3 protein-coding genes are annotated in these 3,403 nt (G+C 43.7%); 2 read left to right on the forward strand and 1 reads right to left on the reverse strand.

The genetic code is table 11. The annotated features are described in order from the left end of the window. Positions 1-259: 259 nt before the first annotated feature. Positions 260-2,050, reverse strand: a complete 1,791-nt coding sequence (gene typA, locus LC574_RS32155; RefSeq protein ID WP_229457657.1) for a translational GTPase TypA — start codon at positions 2,048-2,050, stop codon at positions 260-262. Between the two features lie 403 nt (positions 2,051-2,453). Here typA and LC574_RS32160 point away from each other — a divergent pair, with 403 nt between their 5' ends. Further along, positions 2,454-3,041 carry a Panacea domain-containing protein gene (locus tag LC574_RS32160; RefSeq protein WP_229457658.1) on the forward strand — a complete coding sequence of 196 codons (588 nt, stop codon included), beginning with the start codon at positions 2,454-2,456 and terminating at the stop codon, positions 3,039-3,041. Next, positions 3,013-3,303 (forward strand): hypothetical protein, encoded by a 291-nt coding sequence (locus tag LC574_RS32165; RefSeq protein WP_229457659.1) that lies wholly within the window; start codon positions 3,013-3,015, stop codon positions 3,301-3,303. Before LC574_RS32160 ends, LC574_RS32165 begins: the two co-directional genes overlap by 29 nt. The last annotated feature ends 100 nt before the right edge of the window (positions 3,304-3,403 follow it).

A 3,403-nucleotide genomic window follows, 5' to 3' on the forward strand; every position in this document is an offset into this window, starting at 1 on the left:
AGCCTTGGAATTCATTCCAAGGCGGGTGAGGAAGTTAACAGATAAGCGATTTTTAGCTTAAGTTGACACCAATGAGCAATGTGCTTTACCCCTACCGCGTGGTCTATTTACCTGAAAATAGCTGTAATTTATTTATAGTACCGTATAGTACTACATTTAACTACTACAAGATTACTAAACGAAAAAAGCCTGCGTCAGCAGGCTTTGTTTTGTGATGTTATTAAATGAGTGGGTGAGCAAGAAAAGCCACCACTATGACTTAGCGTTTCGCCAACTTCTTCGACATCTTCCGCAGACGAATCGATTGGGGTGTAACTTCCACCAATTCATCAGGGCCGATGTATTCCAAAGCACGCTCTAGACTCATGTCTATCGGTGCTTGCAGTTGCACTAGTTCATCGCCACCAGCCGCGCGGTGGTTGGTCAACTGCTTGGTCTTACAGATATTTAGTTCCAAATCTTGCGGACGATTGTGTTCGCCAACAATCATGCCTCTGTAAACCTTTGTGCCGGGAGTAATAAAGAATGCTCCTCTATCTTCGGCGTTCCTCATGGCGTAGAAGGTAGAAACGCCTTCTTCAAAGGAGATTAAAACGCCTTTGTTACGGGCTTCAATGTCGCCACTGAGTGGACGGTAGTCTAAGAAGCTGTGATTCATGATGCCTTCACCACGAGTCATCCGCATGAATTCACCCCGGAAACCAATCAAACCACGGGCAGGTATGACAAACTCTAGCTGGGTGCGATCGCCATTACCTGGTTGCATATCTTGCATTTCGCCTTTACGTTGTCCCAGGCGTTCGATACAGCTACCCACAGCATCAGCAGGAATGTCTAATACCAAGAGTTCGTAAGGTTCGCAAGGTTGACCACTGACTTCACGGTAAATTACCTGTGGCTGAGATACCTGAAACTCAAAGCCTTCCCGGCGCATGGTTTCAATTAAGATACCCAGGTGGAGTTCCCCACGACCGGAAACGAGGAATTTATCGGGAGAATCGGTTTCTTCAACGCGCAAAGCAACGTTGGTTTCAAGTTCGCGGAATAGGCGATCGCGCACTTGTCTTGATGTCACCAACTTACCTTCTTGACCAGCAAAGGGCGAATCATTCACCCAAAAGGTCATTTGCAAGGTTGGTTCATCCACTTTAATTAGTGGTAAAGCTTGTGGTTCATTGGGGTCAGTGATTGTTTCTCCAATATAAGCATCGGCGAAACCAGCCACCGCGACAATATAACCTGCGCTGGCTTCTTCCATTTCCACCCGTTTCAAACCTTCAAAGCCCATCAACTTGGTAATTTTACCCTTGACAATAGTGCCATTTTCTGTTACCAAAGCCGCTTGTTGTCCTGAGCGAATAGTACCGTTGTGAATTCTGCCAATGATAATCCGTCCCAGATATTCCGAATAATCTAGGGTTGTGACTTGTAATTGCAGAGGCTTATTGCGATCGCCCACTGGTGGTGGAACGTGTTTCAGAATCGCGTTAAACAAAGGTTGCATGTCTACCGATTCTGCTTCCAAGGTTTCCTTAGCAAAACCTCCCATCCCGGAAGCAAATAGATAAGGAAAATCACACTGGTCTTCATCTGCCCCTAATTCCAAGAACAGATCCAATACTTTATCAACAGCAACGTGGGGGTCAGCTTGTCCACGATCAATTTTGTTGATTACAACGATGGGGCGCAGCCCTTTTTCCAAAGCTTTTTTCAGAACAAAGCGCGTTTGGGGCATGGGGCCTTCATTGGCATCGACAATCAGAAGACATCCGTCAACCATGCCGAGTACGCGTTCAACTTCGCCACCAAAGTCGGCGTGTCCAGGAGTATCAACAATATTAATTAGTGTTTCTTTGTAACGAACTGCTGTATTTTTGGACAGGATAGTAATACCCCGTTCCCGTTCTAGGGCGTTGGAGTCCATAACGCAATCCGGAACGTCTTCGCCTTCGCGGAAAATGCCGGATTGTTTGAGGAGTGCGTCAACCAGCGTGGTTTTGCCGTGGTCAACGTGGGCGATAATGGCGACGTTGCGAATTGGGAGCGTCATAGAAGCTTTTGGTGAACTCTAGAGGGGGTTTATAAGATTTACATTTGAATGCTAGGCTGTTTTAACAGAATTGGGGATGATCGGCAAATTCTGTAAAGAACCTTTAACAATTCTAGCGTAATCGTCACAATTGCGGTGAGGTTTGTCAAGGCTGCATTGCGATCGCCTGAGTAAACGTCATCCTAAAAGGGGTTCGGAAATATTGAGACTTGATGCCGAAGTTTGTCTACCTTTAACCAGTAGCTTTGAGCAACTTGTCTAGTTAATTGAGATGGTAGCTGGATTTACGCCGTCCTGTAGTAGTAAATTGATTTTTAATAGTAAAAATGTACTAAAATATAAGTGTAAGTGACCGTTAAAAACAGCTAAGATAGTTAACCAGTCTTAATTTGCAAGTCTGATTATGATTGATTGTCTAAATGTGGCTCGCTACTTCATCGTCAGAGCTTACGAAGACAGTATAGAAGCAGAAATGACGAACATGAAGGTTCAAAAGCTTCTGTATTACGCGCAAAGCTTACATTTGGCGATGTATGATGAGCCATTGTTTGAAGAAGAAATACAAGCATGGCGCTATGGCCCTGTTTGTCCTCCGGCTTACAGGTTTTATAGTGAATTTGAAGCTAAACAATTACCTATTCCTAGTCAAGAATTCCTGTTAGAGATGCCTGAGGATAAGAGACAGCTTCTAGAAGAAGTATGGGAATATTTTGGTGGCTACCATGCTTATCAACTTAGTGGTATGACCGACTTGGAGTTTCCTTGGAAAAAGGCGCGTAAAGGTTTGCTACCTGAAGCTAGCTCAACTAAGGCAATTCTTCTTGAAGACTTGAAAGCATTGGGACACCAGAAACTAGACCAAATAGAGCGTGACCATCCAGCTTATCAATTCGTAATGCAGGAAATTTTAAAGGACGCTTGTACTTCGGAATCATCGACTCGTATTCGTAAAGGAGAAGTGCGTGACTGGCTCAACTCCCTTCTTGATTGAAAAATCCGATAATTTCAATCGTTTTTTCAAAAAACTCGCAAAAGCCTATAAGTCGGATTTTGTTGAGTGTATCATAGAAGTTTTGGAAGATTTAATTGAAGATCAATATCCCATCAATTCTCGTAACGAACCTTTACCTAGAAAGATTGAATTACCTCAAGGATGGTCATTTCACAAGCTAGAGTTGAAGGTATCCAAAGGCGCTTCGGGACAAATTAGATTAATGTATTTAGTCAATATAGGATTCCTATTTGATTTTTGAATAAACACCGTACACCTCGAAAAGCCTGATTCCCTACTCCCTACTCCCTATTCCCTACTCCCCGCCTACGCAAATAATTTCAAAAATCAAAGCGGATTAC

Origin of the sequence: Nostoc sp. CHAB 5715, assembly GCF_020829685.1 — a bacterium.
Taxonomy (GTDB): domain Bacteria; phylum Cyanobacteriota; class Cyanobacteriia; order Cyanobacteriales; family Nostocaceae; genus Nostoc.

Excerpts from the sequence above, each read along its gene's own strand:
- typA (WP_229457657.1), bottom strand. The coding sequence starts at position 2,050 with ATGACGCTCCCAATTCGCAACGTCGCCATTATCGCCCACGTTGACCAC.
- LC574_RS32160 (WP_229457658.1), top strand. The coding sequence starts at position 2,454 with ATGATTGATTGTCTAAATGTGGCTCGCTACTTCATCGTCAGAGCTTAC.